General features: G+C 70.1%; 15 protein-coding genes. 12 read left to right on the forward strand and 3 right to left on the reverse strand.

What is annotated here, in order from left to right:
* Positions 1-6: 6 nt before the first annotated feature.
* The 3 genes from ABH941_RS07555 to ABH941_RS07565 form a co-directional block, all read right to left on the reverse strand.
* Positions 7-1,686, reverse strand: coding sequence for a putative Ig domain-containing protein (locus ABH941_RS07555; protein WP_370127827.1), 1,680 nt, complete (start codon positions 1,684-1,686; stop codon positions 7-9).
* Positions 1,687-2,025: 339 nt separating this feature from the next.
* Entirely contained in the window at positions 2,026-4,263 is a 2,238-nt protein-coding gene (locus ABH941_RS07560; RefSeq protein ID WP_370127828.1) for an exo-alpha-sialidase, read from the reverse strand.
* 64 nt (positions 4,264-4,327) lie between these two features.
* Complete coding sequence (locus tag ABH941_RS07565; protein WP_370127829.1) at positions 4,328-6,712, reverse strand: hypothetical protein; 2,385 nt, start codon at positions 6,710-6,712, stop codon at positions 4,328-4,330.
* A gap of 326 nt (positions 6,713-7,038) precedes the next feature.
* Here ABH941_RS07565 and ABH941_RS07570 point away from each other — a divergent pair, with 326 nt between their 5' ends.
* From ABH941_RS07570 to ABH941_RS07625, 12 genes are all read left to right on the forward strand, one after another.
* A complete protein-coding gene (locus ABH941_RS07570) occupies positions 7,039-7,632 on the forward strand; it encodes a hypothetical protein (protein ID WP_370127830.1) in 594 nt (197 codons plus the stop codon).
* 139 nt (positions 7,633-7,771) lie between these two features.
* On the forward strand, positions 7,772-7,975 hold the full coding sequence (locus tag ABH941_RS07575) for a hypothetical protein (RefSeq protein ID WP_370127831.1): 204 nt from the start codon (positions 7,772-7,774) through the stop codon (positions 7,973-7,975).
* Positions 7,976-7,980: 5 nt separating this feature from the next.
* Positions 7,981-8,334, forward strand: a complete 354-nt coding sequence (locus ABH941_RS07580) for an ArsR/SmtB family transcription factor (RefSeq protein WP_370127832.1) — start codon at positions 7,981-7,983, stop codon at positions 8,332-8,334.
* Positions 8,335-8,420: 86 nt separating this feature from the next.
* Positions 8,421-10,085: a SulP family inorganic anion transporter gene (locus tag ABH941_RS07585; protein ID WP_370128144.1), complete on the forward strand. Its 1,665-nt coding sequence runs from the start codon at positions 8,421-8,423 to the stop codon at positions 10,083-10,085.
* Positions 10,082-10,222 carry a hypothetical protein gene (locus ABH941_RS07590; RefSeq protein WP_370127833.1) on the forward strand — a complete coding sequence of 47 codons (141 nt, stop codon included), beginning with the start codon at positions 10,082-10,084 and terminating at the stop codon, positions 10,220-10,222. The genes ABH941_RS07585 and ABH941_RS07590 overlap by 4 nt, the downstream gene beginning before the upstream one ends.
* Positions 10,219-10,683, forward strand: coding sequence for an ATP-binding protein (locus tag ABH941_RS07595; RefSeq protein WP_370127834.1), 465 nt, complete (start codon positions 10,219-10,221; stop codon positions 10,681-10,683). The genes ABH941_RS07590 and ABH941_RS07595 overlap by 4 nt, the downstream gene beginning before the upstream one ends.
* 40 nt (positions 10,684-10,723) lie before the next feature.
* A complete protein-coding gene (locus tag ABH941_RS07600) occupies positions 10,724-10,909 on the forward strand; it encodes a hypothetical protein (protein ID WP_370127835.1) in 186 nt (61 codons plus the stop codon).
* The gene (locus ABH941_RS07605; protein WP_370127836.1) at positions 10,906-11,157 is read left to right on the forward strand and encodes a DUF6126 family protein; all 252 of its coding nucleotides are present in this window, start codon (positions 10,906-10,908) and stop codon (positions 11,155-11,157) included. Before ABH941_RS07600 ends, ABH941_RS07605 begins: the two co-directional genes overlap by 4 nt.
* A gap of 77 nt (positions 11,158-11,234) precedes the next feature.
* The gene (locus tag ABH941_RS07610; RefSeq protein ID WP_370127837.1) at positions 11,235-12,083 is read left to right on the forward strand and encodes a DUF1963 domain-containing protein; all 849 of its coding nucleotides are present in this window, start codon (positions 11,235-11,237) and stop codon (positions 12,081-12,083) included.
* A gap of 212 nt (positions 12,084-12,295) precedes the next feature.
* Complete coding sequence (locus tag ABH941_RS07615) at positions 12,296-13,222, forward strand: NADP-dependent oxidoreductase (protein WP_370127838.1); 927 nt, start codon at positions 12,296-12,298, stop codon at positions 13,220-13,222.
* A 238-nt stretch (positions 13,223-13,460) separates the two neighbouring features.
* Positions 13,461-13,826 carry a MerR family transcriptional regulator gene (locus ABH941_RS07620; RefSeq protein ID WP_370127839.1) on the forward strand — a complete coding sequence of 122 codons (366 nt, stop codon included), beginning with the start codon at positions 13,461-13,463 and terminating at the stop codon, positions 13,824-13,826.
* A gap of 46 nt (positions 13,827-13,872) precedes the next feature.
* Positions 13,873-14,898, forward strand: a complete 1,026-nt coding sequence (locus ABH941_RS07625) for a zinc-binding dehydrogenase (protein WP_370127840.1) — start codon at positions 13,873-13,875, stop codon at positions 14,896-14,898.
* The last annotated feature ends 30 nt before the right edge of the window (positions 14,899-14,928 follow it).

Genomic DNA, 14,928 nt, shown 5'->3' on the forward strand with positions numbered 1-14,928 from the left:
TGGGTGTCAGGACACGTTGAGGGCGGTGTCGTCCAGGACGAAGGAGGTCTGCAGTTGGGAGTCCTCGGTGCCGGTGAACTTCACCGTGATGCTCTGGCCCTTGTAGGGGGACAGGTCGTAGCTGTGTTGGGTGTAGCCGCTGTTGGCGTTGAGGTTGGAGTAGGTCGCCAGGGTGGCCAGCACGGTGCCCGAGCTGTTGAGGACCTGGACTTTGAGGGTGTCGTAGGCGGTGGTGGTGCTGGTCTCGGCGGTGTCGACGTGCAGCCAGAAGCTGAGCGCGTAGCTGCCGCAGCCCGAGGGGAGGGTGACGGCCTGGGCCAGGGTGTCGGTGTGGGCGGAGCCGTAGCCGTCCAGCCAGGCGTCCCAGGATCCGGCATGCGGCGGCTCGCTGGTGGTGTCGCTGTTGACCACGCCGGAGGTGCCGGTCCACGGGGAAAGCGTGCCGGTCTCGAAGCCGGGGTTGCCCAGAAGCTGGGTCGCTGTGCAGCTGCCGCCGGCGGTGATGGTCCAGGTGAAACCGGTGCTTCCGGTGGCCCCGGTGGAGTCCGTCGCCGTCACCGTCGTACTGGAGGTGGCCGCAGCGGTCGGCGTTCCGGTGATCAGGCCGGTGGTGCTGCTGATGGACAGCCCGGCGGGCAGACCCGAGGAGCTGTAGGTGAGCGTCTGGCTGGAGGCCGAGTCGGTCGCGCCGATCTGCAGGCTGACCGCGGTTCCAACCGTGCCGGCCTGGTTGCCCGGGTTGGTCACGGTGACGGTGTTGCCCGTGGCGGTGTTCACCGTCCAGGTGAAGGTGATGCTGGCGGAGGGTCCGGTGGAGTCGGTGGCGGTGACCTTCACGGTGGAGGTCCCCGCGGTGGTCGGTGTTCCGCTGATCAGCCCGGTGGCGGTATTGAGGGACAGTCCGACGGGCAGGCCGGTGGCGCTGTAGCCGAGGGTGCCGCCGGCGGTGTCGGTGGCGGAGAGTTGCAGGCTCGCGGCCTGTCCGACCGTGCTGGTCTGGGTGCCGGGGGTGGTGAGGGTGACTGTGCCGCTGGTGCCGGTGCCGAACTGGATGTCCAGGACGGAGTGGAGTTCGATGCCGTTGGGGGCGACCCCGGTCTGACCGTGCAGGAAGTCGAAGAAGCCGACTCCGGTGACCGTGACGGGGGTGTTCGCGGTCTGGAAGCTGCCGGTGGGCGAGTACTTGGCGTCGAAGGTGGCCCGGGACTTGGTGATGCTGGAGGCCAGGGGGCTGCCGGAGCCGACGCAGGCCGGGTCGGGGATCTCCGCGATCATCGTGTTGCCGCTGCCGTCGCTCAGGACCAGGTGGTAGTCCGAGTCGGCTTCCAGTTTGTACTGGGTCAGGGTGGCGTTGAGGCGGAACACGGTGGTCTCGGTGGGCTTGACCCGACTGCTGGCGGGCAGGGTGCTCGGTTTGGTCAGCGAGTCGAGCGAGGAGATGGTGGTCGAGGTTGTGGACTGGAGGTTGATCAGTGAGGCGTCGGTGTCGGTGCCGGTCTTGACCGCCCACCGCTCCACGCCGCAGCTGCCAGTGGTCGCGTTCTTCTGGACGACCACCGACTCGTGCTCCTCGGCGTCCGGTTCGGAACTGTGCCGCGGGCCCGCGTTCACGGCGGTCACGGCCAGCACCACGGCCACGGCGGCAGCCGCCAGGGCCGCCAGGATCATCCACCATCTACGGCGCATGAGCGCCTCCCAAACGAGTTGGAACGGTGCCGGCGGGCACGGGTCGGTCGCCGACCAAGGACTGGCCGCGCTGTACGGAGGACCTGGCAACGAGTCTGAGCGGACGTCGGCTGACGGGCATGGACCCGACGGATGAAGACGTGGCGCTGCGCGGACAGTCAGCCGGGGAGGGCTGCGGTCATTCTGTGAGTTCACTGTGACTGGTGCCGCTAACGCCGTGCCGACGCGGCGCTAACGGCCGCGCCGGGACCAGCCGCAGTGGGCGGATTCGGGCGTGGCGAGGGGCCCTGCCGTCGGTCGGCCGGGCCCCCCGTCACGTCATGGAGTGCTGATCAGTCGTCAGTCGGTGCGCCTGGGCGGGTTGAGCGTGATGTGGCTCGGCATGGTGTAGAGGACGGGTCCGGTGGCGGAGGGGTTGGTTCCGCCGAGCAGGGCCAGTCCGCCGGAGACGGTGTACATGGCCTCGTTGAAGGCCTGTCCGTTGGTCGGCGCCTTGCCGACGGGGAACAGGGCCACGCTCTTGCCGCCGACCACGGAGGTGGAGATGTAGTCGCCGACCATCGGGCCCTGGCTGGTGGAGGCGATCTGGGCCAGGGTCATGGGTCCGGCGATGGTCTGCGCGGTGCTCCAGGTGGAGCCGGCGTTGGCGGAGGAGATGAAGCCGACCTCCAGCTGGCAGGTGGAGGCCGTGCAGGAGTGGTTGGGGTAGAAGTAGTAGTACAGGCCCAGCTTGGTGGTCGTCCCGGAGGTGGCCTTGTCCACGCCCAGGCCCGGGGTGAAGTGGTCGGCGGTGCTGGTGACCGCGTCGATCGGGATCCGGGTCACCGCGGTCCAGGTGCTGCCGTTGGTGGAGGTGGAGTAGACGATGTCGTTGGCGGGGCAGCCGGAGCGGAAGCGGCAGTCCTGCCAGGCGACGTAGACCTTGCCGGTGGCGTCGATCTCGGCGGAGGGCAGGCCGTCGCCGGCGCGCAGGCCGCCGGAGACGGTGGCGGCGGAGATGTTGGCGACCAGTACTGAGGAGCCCCAGCTGGCGCCGCCGTCGGTGGAGGTGAAGGAGCGGATCGCGGCACCGTTGGTGGAGAAGGGCACGATCACGGTGCCGTTGGGCTGGACCAGGGGCTGGCCGCCCAGGCCGGAATCGCCGCTGGCGGGAGAGGCCGGGGCGGACCAGGTGGCGCCGCCGTCGGTGGAGGTGGACATGATCTCCTGGTTGCCGTTGGAGGTGATGTCGGCCTCGATGTAGCAGTTGCCGTAGTGCGGGCTGGTGCTGGTGTTGTCGCAGACGATCCATTCCTTGTCGTAGCCCTGGCCGTCGTTGCCCACCGCCATGACCGGGTTCTGCCAGGTGATGCCGTCGGCGGAGCGGCTGACGGTGACCCCGGCGCCGTTGACGTTGGCGTCGATGACCAGGCCCACGATCATCCAGGTGCCGTGTTTGGCGTCGTAGCTGACCGACGCGTCGCTGACCCGGGCCCAGCTGCCGCCGCCCTGATAGGTGGTGATACCCGGGAGCATGCCGTGCTGCCAGGTGGCGCCGGCGTCGGTGGAGGTGTTCCAGCTGATGTCCGAGGCTCCGCCGTCGTAGAAGCGCCCGACCTGGGAGGAGGTGACGATGGTGTTGCCGTAGGCGAAGGTGTCCGGTTCGACCTCGGTGGCGTGCTGGCTGGTGGTGTTGGTGAACGGGTCGGTGCTGACCTGGGTCAGGGTGGTCCCGGTGCCGTTGACGGTCAGGGTGAAGGTGGCGGTGTGGGTGGCCGAGGTGCCGGTGCCGGTCACTGTGATCGGGTACGTCCCGGCCGGAGTGGCCGTGGTGGTGCTCACCGTCAGGGTGGAGGAGGCTCCTGCGGTGACCGAGGTCGGGCTGAAGGCGGCGGTGGCACCGGTGGGCAGCCCGCTCGCGGACAGGGCGACGGTCTGCGCGGCCCCGGAGGTGACGGCGGTGGACAGGGTCGAGGTCGCCGCGCTGCCGGGGTTGACCGCGGCCGCGGTCGGGCTGGCGGTCAGCGAGAAGTCGTTGGTGCTGGTCCCGCCGGTGATGGCGACGTCGTCGTACAGGGTGTAGGTCGGGTCGCCGGTGTAGTTGTCGTCCTTGCTGGTCAGCGTGAGCGTGTAGTTGTGCCCTGCGGTGAGGGACTTGGTGACCTGCGTCCACCCGGAGTTGGCCACGCAGGTCTTGGCCAGCACTGTGCTGGTGGTGCCGGCGGTGGTGTCGGCCAGGGTGGCGGTGGCCCAGTCGTAGGTGACGGTGTCCGGGCAGGTGACGTCGTACCAGAAGCCGAGCACCGGGCTGCCGGTGGGGGCGGTGAAGGACTGCGCGACCGAGGAGGCGCCGTTGGTGGGCGAGGTACTGCCGAGCATCGCGGCGTAGCTGCCGCTGTGCGGGTTGGTGGTGGTGACCGCGGTCGCGGGGCCGGTGGCGGTCCAGCCGGACAGGCTGCCGGTCTCGAAGCCGCCGTTGGTGATCGAGGTGGCGGCCGACGCCGGAGCGGCCGTCAGGGCAAGGCCCCCCGCCAGCAGGGCGGTTGAGGCGACGGTGGCCAGGGGTCGCCACCAGGTGCGTATGCGTAACAGCTTCATCGGGATCTCCTGACGGGGTGGGCCGCCCGCGCGGGAGCGGCCCACCCCAGGTCGATGGCGCGGATCAGGACAGGGTCACGTCGTCGTACTTGGTGTAGGTCGGGTCGCCGGTGTAGTTGTCGTCCTTGCTGGTGAGGGTGAGGGTGTAGGAGTCGCCGGCGATGACGGTGGCGGTCTTGTGGACCCAGCCGGAGGAGGCCACGCAGGTCTTGGCGAGCACCGTGGTCGTGGTTCCGGTGGTGTTGTTCTTGAGCGTGGCGGTGGCCCAGTCGTAGGTGACGGTGTCCGGGCAGGTCACGTTGTAGTAGAAGCCGAGCGTGGTGGTACCGGTGGGCGCGGTGAAGGTCTGCGCCACCGAGGAGGCGCCGTTGGTCGGCGAACTGCTGCCCAGCAGCGCCGCGTAGGTGCCGCTGTGCGGGCTGCTGGTGGTCACGCCGGTCGCGGGGCCGGTGGCGGTCCAGCCGGACAGACTGCCGGTCTCGAAGCCGCCGTTGGTGATCCCGCCGCTACTGGTGCCGCCGGTCACGGTCAGGCTGAACGTGGCCGTGTGCGTCGCCGAGGCGCCGGTGCCGGTGACGGTGACGCTGTAGGTGCCGGCGGGGGTGGACGAGGTCGTGGCCACGGTCAGCGTGGAGGAGCTGCCGGCGGTGACCGAGGTCGGGTTGAAGGTCGCGGTCGCGCCGGTGGGCAGGCCGGAGGCCGTCAGCGCCACGCTCTGGGCGGATCCGGCGGTGACCGCCGTGGACACGGTGCTGGTCGCGGAGGAGCCGGCTGCCACGCTCGCCGAAGTCGGACTCAGCGCCAGCGAGAAGTCGTTGGTCACCGTGCCGGTGCAGTTGGGCAGGGTGAACGAGGAGATCCGGGTGGCCCAGTTGAAGCTGCCGGTGGTCGGCTCGTACTCGTTGGTGTACCAGAAGGTGCAGTTGTCGGCCGGGTCGATGGCCATCGAGGTGTAGTCGCCCCAGCGACTGTACGAGGTCTGCGACCCGGCACCGGTCAGCGCCGTGGTCTCCCCCTGCGTCATGGTGCCCAGCGTGTCGGCCGCCAGCCGCCCGGTGTAACGGATGGAGGGATGGGTCGAGGACGAGGACTGCGAGTAGCCCAGGGCGATGTTGCCGACCTTGTCCTGGGCGATGGAGCCCATCCACCGGTAGGTGGTGTCCGGCGCGTACGTGCCCTGCTGGTACACGCTCGGGGTACCGGAGGCCAGGCGCAGCTCGTACCAGCGCACGCCCACCGAACTGCCCGCGGTGACCGCGTCGTTGACCACCAGTGCCTCGTGGTCGCCGAAGTTGCGGTAGGCCAGGCGGTACATCACCCGGTCCGAGAGCGAGTCCAGTTGCTGGGTGGTGCTGCCCTGCGGGATGCAGGTCCCGGAGGTGCCGCAGGCGGTGGTGTAGGCGGCCACGGTCAGGGTGGAGGGGCCGGTGAAGGTGGAGTTGGCCGGGGTGGTCCAGTCGACGTGGAACTTCCAGTACGCCAGCGTCGTGCTGGTCGTGCCCAGGCCCACCAGCAGTTCCGATTCGCCCGTGGGCGGTGCGGTGGAGCCGTCCAGGTCCGATCCGAGGATCCCGCCGTAGGAGGACGAGGTGGTGAAGCACTGCTGGGTGGCGGCGGCGCCGGTGAGCATGTTGGCGCGGTTCATCGCGCAGACCTCGGCGTCGATGAAGGCGCCGGCCGCGGTGAACATGTTGTAGGTGGTGTAGTAGGCGTCCGGCCACACCGAGAGCTTGGGGTAGTCCGGGAACGTGGTGAAGGAGTACGAGTACCGGTTGTAGGATCCGGTCGCGTCCGCGCTGGTGGAGACCGCGACGCACTCGTAGTACGGGCCCGAGGACGATGACACGTTGGCGAACTGCTGGATCACCCAGCGGCTGGCCAGGGTGTCCCACCGCACGGTGGCGTCACCGTCGTTGGCACTCTGGCAGAACCCGCCGAACCCGGACCACAGTGCGTTGGAGTTGGTCGGGGCCAGGACCGTGGCGCCGGTCTTGGAGTACACCGCGTAGGCGGTGTTGACGACCTCGACGATCTGGGTGGAGCCCACGGCGGCGTTGGGGTCCGGCGGCACGCCGGTGATCGAGTAGTTGGAGGTGCCGATGCCGTCGAAGGCGCTGCCGGTGGTGGGGGTGGCCGGCCCGGTGACGCTGCGCTGCACCACCGGGTCCGGGATCTTCGACGCGGGCGGGTGCGGCAGGCGCTCCTCCTTGTCGTCGGCCTTGTGCTTGGCCGGGGAGACAGTCGCGGCGTGCAGAGTGCGCAGCGGCGGCGAGGTGTCATGGTGCACCGCTCTGCCGGAGTCGGCTGCCTGGTGGTGTGTCACGGCAGCGGGCGTGGGAGTGGGGGCTGAGGCGTGGGCAGCGGGGGCGGTGAGGGCGACCGCGGGAAGCGCGGCGAGCAGGGCCGCGAGCGCGGCTATGCGCCCTCTTCGGCGCAGGGAACGTGACACTGAACATCCTTTCGGCGGCCGGGGATCGCCCGGGCGGCGGGAGTGAAGGACGTTCACGCATGGTGCACGCGTGTTCGCAGTCCGCGACTCTGGCCCGGGACATGACAGCACGCAAGGGGGGTGACACCACGCCGAGTGGCTGCAACCAAAGTTTTACACAGTGAGCACACAGCAGCTGATCTGCGGTCAGATCGCGACTCAGGACCGGAACATCTCGAACGATCGGTCCCGGTGCTGCGCACCGCGGTGACCGTGCCGGGAACCTTCCCTCCGTCCGCCGCGTCAAAGGCGCAACAGCCGAATGCCTCCCCGGCCAAGGAGTCAGGATGAACAGGCGAATCCCACCACGGCCGACCGCCGTCGTACTCGGCGCGCTCGCCCTGTCCACCGCGGCGGCCTGCGGCGGCGCCACGCACTCCGCCTCCCAGCTCGCTTCAGCGTCCGCAACTCCCACACTGAACGTGATCACCACGCCCACGGCAGCGGCCGGATCGGCGACAGCACGATCCACGGCGCCCCCGACCGGCTCGGCCCCGGCAACCCTGCGGCCGAGCCCGTCAACTCCCGCCCCGGGCACTACGGCCGCCCCCGCTCCGACGCGCTCGTGCCTGAGCGGCGCGCTCCGAGTGGTCTACCCGGGCTCGGACAACCCGCTGCGCACCGTCTGCGTACACGTCGGCACCCAGGTCACCATCACGCTGGTCGCCGTCGCCTCCTACAAGTGGTCCCCCGTCACCAGCTCCGCGCCGACCGTGGTGCTCATGCTCGCCAACCATGCCGCGGACGGCGGCACCCTGGTCGAGATCGGCCGAGCCCTGTCGCCGGGCACGGCAACCCTCAGCTCCACCGACACCTACACCCCCGACCCCCACGGACCACCCTCCCGGGCCTGGCAGCTGGTGGTGCACGTCGTCCCCTGAGCCTCCCCCGAACTCCTGCCCGATCGGGATTCCTCACCTCCAGAGTTGAAGAATTCTTCAATTGGATACATCATGGATATGTGGGTTCCGTGGCAGGGCCGGCCGTGCGCTGGTCCTGCCGACCACGGGAGGTACAGGGATGGACGAGTACGCCGAGGCTGTCATCGGGCGGGTGCGGGCGGCGCGGACCGGCTTGGCAGAGGCGGTAGCCGCGCACGACTCGCACGCGGTCTCGCTGGCCGTGGACGAATTGGAGGACGCGTTGCGTCTGGCCCGTGAGAACGAGGTCGAGGTCCCTTCCGCCGACGCGGACCGGGCCGCTACGGAGCAGGAGAGGGGCTGATCGCGGTGCCGGTGCCGTTGTACCAGGCGAAGGCGGAGTTCTTCAGGATGCTCGGACATCCGGTGCGGATCCGGGTGCTGGAGCTGCTCCAGGACGGGCCGATGCCGGTGCGCGACCTGCTGGCGCAGATCGAGGTGGAGCGCTCCAACCTCTCCCAGCAGCTCGCAGTCCTGCGCCGGTCCGGGATCGTGACCGCCACCCGGGACGGCGACACCGTGGTCTACGCCCTGGCCGGCGGTGACGTGGCGGACCTGATGCGGGCCGCGCGCAGGATCCTGACCGAGTTGCTCGCCGACCAGCAGGACCTGCTGGCGGAGCTGCGTGAGGCGGACCGGGAAGCCGTGGCGAAGAGCGCGTGAGTACCGCGAACTCCACCGACAGGGCAGGCCGGATCCTGCTGGACCGGATACTCGGTGTGCTGCCGAACCGTCACATCCTCGCGACGATGGGCCGCTCCCCGCACAAGGATCTGATCGCCGGGGTGACAGTGGCGATCGTCGCCCTGCCCCTGGCGCTGGGATTCGGGATCTCCTCCGGAGCCGGGGCCCAGGCCGGGCTGGTGACCGCGGTGGTCGCCGGAGCTCTGGCCGCCGTGTTCGGCGGCTCCAACCTGCAGGTGTCCGGCCCGACCGGGGCGATGACGGTGGTGCTGGTGCCGATCGTGCACCGGTACGGCACCTCGGGCCTGTTGACCGTGGGCCTGCTCGCAGGGGTGGTGCTGGTGGGGTTGGCGTTGCTGCGGGCCGGTCGTTTCATGGCCTATGTGCCGGTGCCGGTGGTGGAGGGCTTCACCCTCGGTATCGCGGCCGTGATCGCCCTGCAGCAGGTCCCCGGCGCACTGGGCATCAGGACTCCTGCGGGGAGCAACCCGGTGGTGGTCGCGTTCAAGGCCATGGGTGATTTCGCCGGCCATCCGCACTGGGCCGCGATCGCGGTCACGTGCGCGGTGGTGGTGGTCATGCTGGCCGGCGCGCGCTGGCGACCCGCTGTCCCGTTCTCCCTGCTCGCCGTGGTAGCTGCCACGGTGGTCGCGAAGCTGGCGCACCTCGACGTGGCGACGATCGGGCACCTGCCCGCCGGCCTCCCCGCCCCTTCGCTGGGTTTCCTGACGGCCTCGGCGGTCCCGGCACTGCTGCCCTCCGCGCTGGCAGTGGCCGCGCTGGCGGCATTGGAGTCGCTGATGTCGGCCACGGCCGCCGACGCGATGACGGTGTCCGAGCGGCACGACAGCAACCGTGAGCTGTTCGGGCAGGGGCTGGCGAACCTGGTCGCGCCGCTGTTCGGCGGCGTGGCCGCGACCGGGGCGATCGCGCGCACCGCCGTCAACGTCCGCACCGGGGCGGCCTCGCGGCTCTCCGCTCTGGTCCACGCCGCGGTGCTGGCGGTCATCGTCTTCGCCGCCGCCCCCCTGGTGGCCGGGATCCCCCTGGCCGCGCTGGCCGGGGTGCTCATCGCCACCGCGATCCGCATGGTCGAGGTCGGCTCGCTACGCGCGCTGGCCCGCTCCGGCCGTGGGGAGGCGCTGATCCTGATGCTGACCGCCGCCTCGACCCTCGCGTTCACCCTGGTCACCGCCGTGATCGCGGGACTGGCTCTGTCCGCGGTGCTGGCGCTGCGCGCGATCGCGAGGGCCAGCCGGATCGAGCAGGTCCCCCTGCACGCCGACCTGCCGCCCTCGGACCATCACGAGGAGGAGCAGGCGCTGCTGGCGGAGCACATCGTGGCCTACCGCCTGGACGGCGCCCTGCTGTTCGCCGCCGCCCACCGCTTCCTGCTGGAACTGACCGAGTCGGCCGACGTGCGCGTGGTGATCCTTCGGATGTCCCGGGTCAGCGCGATCGACGCCTCCGGCGCGAAGGTCCTGGGTGATGCGATCGAGAAGCTGACGCGCCGAGGCACCCTGGTGCTGGTCTCCGGGGTCCAGGCGGACCACCAGAACCGGCTGGACGCCCTCGGAGTCCTCGACAAGCTGCACGCCGACGGCCGCCTGTTCGCCAGCACGCCCGAGGCGATCACCTTCGCCCACGCCCACCTGTACGACGCTGGGCTGCTGCCCGTGCCGCACGCTGGTGTCGGGGCCATCCCGAAGCCGGTGGGGGCAGATCGATGAGGACATCCACGCCGCAGATCTGGCTGGACCCGCTGGAGCGCGCAGAGGCGTTGTGGCCGGCCGGCGGCGTCTGGCTGGGCAAACTGGTCTCCGGCTACCGCCGGGTGCCCGAGCCCGAACCGGGGGCCGTCCAGTGACCTACCCCAGGCGATGGCACCACCCCGCCACCGCGCCCACCGAGCCGGAGCACCGGCAGGCCATGCGCCAGCACACGCTCACGCTGCCCAACACGGCGGCGTCGGTGTCCCTGGCCCGGCGCACCGCCCAGATGGCCTTCACCACCTGGGGCCTGCCCACCACCAGCACCGTGGACGCCGCCCTGCTGATCACCACCGAACTGGTCGCCAACACGGTCCGCCACGCCGCCCGTTCCCCGCAGCTGGACCTGACGATCACTCTGGAAGCAGACCGGCTCACGGTCGCGGTCCACGACGACGATCCGGTCCTGCCACCCTGGCCGCCGACCGCGACGACTCCAGGTGGCCTGCGGGTGCTGGCGAACCTGGTCCACCACTGCGGCGGGCAGTTGGAACTGCGCCCGGACTTCGCCGGCCGGGGCAAGACCGTCCGCGCCGCCCTGCCCCGAACCCCCAGCTGACCGCCCGCCCACGACCAACCCGACGAAGGAGAGGACACCAGTGCGCTTCGAGGTCACTCACCACTTGCCCGGCCACGACGCCCCCACCACCACCGTGACCGACACGAGCGGAGTCAACGCCCTGCTGGCCCAGGCCGAGACCAACGGAAGCGCCCTGCGCATCCGCCCCCACACCCCCGACCCGTCCACCACCGGATCAACCGCGGAAGGAGATCCGCCCACATGACCGACCCCACCGGCCCGACCCGCAGTGCCCGACGCGACCTCGCGTCATCGGATGCCGCCGCAGTCCTGGCGATGATCGCGGCCGCCAACACCGCAGCCGCGGCCCAGCAGAGCGACGACGGCAGCGAGGGCGGCGGACGCCGTGCCAACAAGGGCGTGTGGATCCGCGCCTTCATCTACGTCATCGGCTTCCACGTCTTCGCCGGCTTCGTGATGCTCCTGTTCTACTTCGGCGGACGCAACCACTGACCCTCCCTCAGCCCTCAGCCCTCAGCCCTCAGCCCTCAACGGGGCCGCTGTCCGCGGTTGTCAGTACCGTGGGCGTCATGGTTGACATCGACGGCTACCGCAGCGCGATCCGTGGAATGGGACTGTCCGACGCCGTGGCCGACTGGTGGCTGGGGCTGAACCGGCCGGGTGTCATCCTCGGCCCTGACGTGGACGGGCCGGCCGCGGGGCACTTGGGCGGCGTCCACTTGCTTCCCTCCGGTGTCGCGTGGCCCGAACCGCTGACGTTCATCGCTTCCGTCGACTGCGCGGCCCTGCCCCGCGACGGCCTCGACAGTGGCTTCCCCACCGCTGGAAACCTTCTCTTCTTCGCCGGTCTCGATATCGACGGCTCAGCCTGCCAGGTCATCCATGTGCCTCCTGGCACGCCGGTCGCCCCAGTCGCCGACCGGGACCCGCAGGCGAGCGCGGGGGCGGCCCAGCGGAGTCTGAAGCGCCAGGAGTTGCGCGCCAGGGCCGGACTGACTTTCCAGGGCACCGAGCACGGGTACCCCGGGCAGATCGAGGTGGAACACGCCACCGACGAGAGGACCCTGACCGCCCTGGCGGAACTGGCCACCCCGTGCACGGAGCACTTCATCTACGAAGTCGACGGCCCGCCCTATTTCATCACGGAAGAGACGGTGGAATTCCTCGCGGAGCTGACCGCCATACCCGGTGACGACGGCGCTGTCTTCCAGGTGTGCGGCCGCCCGTATGCCATCCAGTTCGATCCCGAGGCTGCCAGGAAGCCCGAAGGCTCCTGGATCTTGTTGGCCCAGCTGTTCCTCTGGCTGGTGGACGCCCCCGACCTCTTCGGGGACATCGCCTGGTGGCTGATCCGCCGGGAGGACCTGGCCGCCGGACGCTTCGACCGAGTGGAGATCGAAACGAGCCTGGGCGGCTGAAGCGCCCGCCGGGTGATCGTGCTGATGGAGCGCACCGCGAAGGACGATACACCGAAGATTGTCGAGCACTGCTCGCTCCCCCCTGGACAGCGCTCAGGCCAGTCGGCGGAACCTCGGATGGATGGGGGGAATGAACCGGCGCCCCCACCGCTTCCCCCGACAGGAAGCGATGCGCCTCACGCACCGGACCGTTACCGAGGGAGCTGAATATCGTGCCCAAAGCAGTGCGCTTCAAGCAGTACGGCGGCATCGAGGTCCTGGACGTCGTCGAGGCGGAGAAACCGGAACCCGCTGCGGGGCAGGTGCTGGTCGCGGTGCGGGCGGCGGGGATCAATCCTGGGGAGGCCATGATCCGCAGCGGCGCGCTGCACGCGCGCTGGCCCGCGACCTTCCCCTCCGGGCAGGGCAGCGACCTCGCCGGCACCGTCGAGGCGGTGGGCCCGGGCGTGAGCGGATTCGCGGTCGGCGACGAGGTACTGGGCTTCACCGACGACCGGGCCAGCCACGCCGAGTTCGTGCTCGTTCCGGCAGGTCAGCTGACGCGGCGGCCCGACGGGGTACCCGTGGAGGCGGCCGGGGCGCTCTTCGTGGCCGGCACGACCGCATACGCGGCAGTGCGGGCAGTGAGCGTGACGCCCGGCGACGTGGTCGTCGTCTCCGGTGCGGCGGGAGGCGTCGGGTCACTCGCGGTGCAACTGGCGAGGAACGCGGGTGCCACCGTCATCGGCCTGGCCGGCCCGGCCAACCACGACTGGCTGCGTGAGCACGGAGTGGTCCCGGTGGCCTACGGCGAGGGAGTGGCCGACCGGATCAAGAAGGCGACAGGCGGGCACGTCGACGCCTTCATCGACACCTACGGCGCTGGATACGTGCGGCTTGCGATCGACCTGGGCGTCGCACCGGAGCGGATCGACACCGTCATCGACTTCGCCGCCGCCGAGGAGTTCGGCGTCCGCACGGACGGCAGCGGCACCGCTGCGAGCGCGCTGGTGCTGGCCGAACTCGCGGACCTGATCGATCGCGGGCGACTGGAGGTCCCCATCACACACACCTACGCTCTTACCGAAGTACGCGACGCCTACCGCGAGTTGGAACGCCGCCACACCCGCGGCAAGATCGTCCTGCTGCCGCAGCCGTAGCGCCTGTGCCTCCGTGGGGGCCCGTGAACAGGCCCCCACCCTGCCCGGCTGAAATTCGGCGCCACGGCAGTCCGGCCAAGCTCTTGCGGCGGCGCGCACCGGCGAACGCGTTGACGCAGCCGAGCACCAGGAGTCCGATCCCCGAATACAGGGCCCGTACAAGGATCTGGTATTGGTCACGGTTTGATCGCCTGGGGAACGTGCGCTGGGTGACGGAAGATCGCGGTGCGCTCGGACGTTGTCGCCGGATGTGCAGATCAGCGAAGCTTCCAGAGTCAGCGGTGTCAGCGCACGCGCGCTGCGGTACTACGAGGCCGAGGGCCTGATCGTCTCCGGCCGGTGCGCCAACGGGTTCCGTGACTACTGCCAGTCGACCCTCGACAGGGTGCGGGTTGTTCGCCAGCTGTTGGAGTCGGGGCTGCCTGTGCGGCTGATCAGGGAAGTCCTGCCCCGGCTCACCGACGAACCCGACGAGGTGTGTCCGGAGTTCCTGGCCGACGTGCAGAGCCACCGCGACCGCCTCGCCGCACGCATCGCCATCCTCAGCGGCCAGCAGGAGGCCCTCGACGCCTTCCTCCAGAGGGCCCGTCCGGCCAGTTCGTGAATGCCATTTGACCTTGACACAAGCGTCAGCCTTCTACGGTCGGCCCATGAGCACTGACGAGCAGCTGATGCAGGCCCTGGTCCAGCAGTCGCACCAGGGTCCGAGGGACCTGACTCTGACGACCAACCAGCCCCGCCCTGTCCCAGGCCCCGGTGAGTACCTGATCCGTGTGGGTGCCGCCGGGGTCAACTTCGCGGACGTCATGCAGAGCCGTGGTGTCTACGAGGGTGGGCCGCAGGCGCCCTACGCTGCAGGCTTCGAAGCCTCCGGCGAGATCGTGGCCGCCGCCCCGGACGTCGATAGCCCGCTTCCGCTTGGCACCCACGTCGTAGGGGTCGGCGCGGGCGCGTTCGCGCAGTACATGACCATGCACTCCGCCGGCGTACTCCCCCTGCCTTCCGGCTGGAGCGATGCCGAGTCCCTCGGCCTGGTGCTGAACTGGGCGACGGCGCTGGCGGCACTGAGGTCGATGGGCGAGATCAAGCCGGGCCAGGCGGTACTGGTGTACGCGGCGGCCGGAGGCGTGGGCCAGGCCGCGGTCCGCCTCGCCCGCCACTACGGCGCCCGCGTCATCGCCACGGCCTCCCCGACCAAGCACGCCACCGTCAAGGCCCTCGGAGCCGACGAGGTCCTGGACAGCCGACGCCCCGATCTCGCCGAGGAAATCCTGCGTCTGACCGGCGGCGTCGACCTGGTCCTGGAATCCGTGGGAGAGGCCACCTTCGGGGCCAGCATGACGGTCGCCAAGCCGTTCACCGGACGCATCATCATCCTCGGTGCCGCCTCCGGGCACGCCGAATTCTCCACCCGTGATCTCCTGTTCACGCACTACGCCCAGGTCAGGGGCCTGCACATTTTCAAGTGGGCAGCCGCAGCCCCGGCCGCCTTCAAGGAGTTGCTCGTCGAGCTCGATGCGCTCATCGACCAGGGCGTCTACCCACCCGGCACTCCGCAGATCCACCCCCTGGCCCTGGGTCCGGACGTGCTGCGGCAGCTCGAAGAAGGCCGGACCAGCGGCAAGCACGCCCTCGACCCCTGGTGCTGGACGAGTTGCTCCGATGTACCTGAGTGAGTGAGCGGCGATCAGTGCGGGCCTCATGGA

Source organism: Streptacidiphilus sp. EB103A (assembly GCF_041261405.1).
Taxonomy (GTDB): domain Bacteria; phylum Actinomycetota; class Actinomycetes; order Streptomycetales; family Streptomycetaceae; genus Streptacidiphilus.

Bases quoted from the DNA above. Each gene is read 5' to 3' on its own strand.
- ABH941_RS07610 (WP_370127837.1), top strand. From the start codon at position 11,235: ATGGTTGACATCGACGGCTACCGCAGCGCGATCCGTGGAATGGGACTG.
- ABH941_RS07560 (WP_370127828.1), bottom strand. From the start codon at position 4,263: ATGAAGCTGTTACGCATACGCACCTGGTGGCGACCCCTGGCCACCGTC.
- ABH941_RS07590 (WP_370127833.1), top strand. From the start codon at position 10,082: ATGAGGACATCCACGCCGCAGATCTGGCTGGACCCGCTGGAGCGCGCA.
- ABH941_RS07555 (WP_370127827.1), bottom strand. From the start codon at position 1,686: ATGCGCCGTAGATGGTGGATGATCCTGGCGGCCCTGGCGGCTGCCGCC.
- ABH941_RS07575 (WP_370127831.1), top strand. From the start codon at position 7,772: ATGGACGAGTACGCCGAGGCTGTCATCGGGCGGGTGCGGGCGGCGCGG.
- ABH941_RS07605 (WP_370127836.1), top strand. From the start codon at position 10,906: ATGACCGACCCCACCGGCCCGACCCGCAGTGCCCGACGCGACCTCGCG.
- ABH941_RS07585 (WP_370128144.1), top strand. From the start codon at position 8,421: ATGGGCCGCTCCCCGCACAAGGATCTGATCGCCGGGGTGACAGTGGCG.
- ABH941_RS07625 (WP_370127840.1), top strand. From the start codon at position 13,873: ATGAGCACTGACGAGCAGCTGATGCAGGCCCTGGTCCAGCAGTCGCAC.
- ABH941_RS07570 (WP_370127830.1), top strand. From the start codon at position 7,039: ATGAACAGGCGAATCCCACCACGGCCGACCGCCGTCGTACTCGGCGCG.